Below are 2,074 nucleotides of genomic sequence, written 5' to 3'. Positions count from 1 at the left end.
AATTCGAATCGTCGAAGTAGGTATGCGCGATGGATTACAGAATGAGGCCGTTTTTCTAACGGAAGAACAGCGGATCACTTTCGCTAAAAAATTAGCCGGGGCCGGCTTAGTTCATATCGAGGCCGGTGCTTTTGTTTCTCCTCACTGGATACCTCAAATGCAAGGCTCAGCGTCTCTGATCTCGAAACTCCTCAGGGCTCAAAAAGCGGGACGTATTTCTAAAAAAGTGCAATGGAGCGCCCTGGTACCGAATGTTCGTGGGCTGACGAGCGCAATCGAGTCAGGAGTCAAAGAAGTCGCCATCTTCGGGGCCGTCTCAGAGACATTTTCCCAAAAAAATACCAATGTTTCCGTTGCTGAATCTCTAACTCGCTTTAAAGAAGTGATGAAGTTGGCCCAGCAGAACCGAATTAAAGTTCGCGGTTACTTAAGCACCGCTTTTGCTTGTCCTTACGAGGGAAAAATTTCGCCCCAAAAAACCGTTAAGATGATCCATAAACTCTTGGACTTGGGTGTTTACGAAGTTTCCGTGGGCGATACTATTGGAGTGGCGACACCAAGACACGTCGAGAATCTTTTAAAGCTCACTCCGAAGCAGGCTTCAAAACTCGCGATGCACTTTCATGATACCCGTGGCACCGCACTGGCCAATATCGTGACCAGTCTGGATTACGGCATTACAACCTTCGACGCCAGCATCGGCGGCCTTGGCGGTTGCCCTTATGCTCCGGGAGCAGCAGGTAACGTGGCCACCGAAGATGTCGTCTACATGCTCGAAGGAATGGGATACAAAACCGGCGTGAATTTGGATCAACTGATTAAGACGACCCGTTGGATGGCGCAGCAGTTGGGACGCCCACTTCCATCCAAAGTGGGCCTCGCTGGTCGCGGAAATTTGATTTAAAGTTTGGGTAAAACTTTCTGATTGTTCTTCTCGTCCACTAAAATCACGGCGGGTTTGTAATATTTGGCCTCTTCGACGTCCATAGAAGCGTAAGAAGCAATAATGACTAAATCTCCACGATGAACTTTACGAGCCGCAGCTCCGTTGAGGCAGATTTCATTTTCTTTACCTCGAATCACATACGTGGAAAATCGTTCCCCGTTATTACAATTATAAATATCCACTTTTTCGTGGATGATAAATCCCGCAGACTCAATCAGTGTGGGGCAGATCGAAATCGAGCCCTCGTAATTCAGATCGGCGTCCGTTACCGTCGCGCGATGGATTTTAGATTTTAAGAGTGTCACTTGCATATATACCTCACTGGTTCATTTTTAAAGCTAGATAAAGACCGCGCAATGCGAGATCTGGAATAATCACATCAAATAATTTTTCTTTTTCAAAAAGCGATGAGAAGCCTCCGGTCCCGATCACTTTGCACGGACTGTTGCCGAAGGCCTCCTGGCGTGCTCGTTGAACGAGTTCACGAGTCATCCCGATTTGCCCGTAGTATAATCCGTTTTGGATACTTTCGATGGTTGTTTGCCCAATCACAGATTCCCGTCGGTTGATCTCTACGGTGGGTAACTTTGCGGTGCGACTGACAAGTGCTTCCATCGAGATGCGAATACCGGGGAGAATGGCGCCCCCGAGGTAGTCTTTTTCTTTATTAATAATACACATCGTAGTTGCAGTTCCGTAGTCGATCACAACAAGGTTTTCGTTGGGATAAAGGAAAGTGGCGGCGACCGAGTTGGCGATACGATCGGCGCCCACTTCCACTGGATTCTTATATTTAATCTTAAGGCCTGTTTTTACACCGGGTTGAAGGACAAAAGGAGCCATGTCGAAATACTTTATGCATGCGCTTCTCAAGGAGTAGACTGTGTCGGGCACGACCGAGCAAAATGCAATTTTGCGAATGGAGGACGGATTGACATCATTCTCGCGGAGGATAGAGCGAAGAAATAGCCCGTATTCGTCAGAAGACGATTGATCTTTGGAGGTTTTGCGAAATTGACATACGAGTTGGTCATTGTCGAAAACGCCCCCGTGAATTTGTGTATTTCCTACGTCAAGACAGAGAACCATCTAGAGCTCCTTTTGGGTCATTTTTTTTCGATCAGCAGA

3 protein-coding genes are annotated in these 2,074 nt (G+C 47.3%); 1 reads left to right on the top strand and 2 read right to left on the bottom strand.

Features of this window, described 5'->3' with window-relative positions; translation table 11 throughout:
- The coding region (locus K2Q26_04915) for a hydroxymethylglutaryl-CoA lyase (GenBank protein ID MBY0314835.1) at positions 1-904 on the top strand (904 nt) is incomplete at its 5' end.
- Here K2Q26_04915 and K2Q26_04910 read toward each other — a convergent pair.
- Together K2Q26_04910 and K2Q26_04905 are read right to left on the bottom strand one after the other, a co-directional pair.
- On the bottom strand, positions 901-1,257 hold the full coding sequence (locus tag K2Q26_04910) for an aspartate 1-decarboxylase (GenBank protein ID MBY0314834.1): 357 nt from the start codon (positions 1,255-1,257) through the stop codon (positions 901-903). The two genes, K2Q26_04915 and K2Q26_04910, sit on opposite strands and share 4 nt — an antisense overlap.
- A 7-nt stretch (positions 1,258-1,264) precedes the next feature.
- Positions 1,265-2,035, bottom strand: coding sequence for a type III pantothenate kinase (locus tag K2Q26_04905; GenBank protein MBY0314833.1), 771 nt, complete (start codon positions 2,033-2,035; stop codon positions 1,265-1,267).
- Between the last annotated feature and the right edge of the window lie 39 nt (positions 2,036-2,074).

This window comes from Bdellovibrionales bacterium (assembly GCA_019750295.1).
Classification (GTDB): Bacteria; Bdellovibrionota; Bdellovibrionia; order Bdellovibrionales; family JAGQZY01; genus JAIEOS01.
Note: the sequence above shows the minus strand (reverse complement) of the source record. Positions and strands in the feature narration are given on the sequence as shown.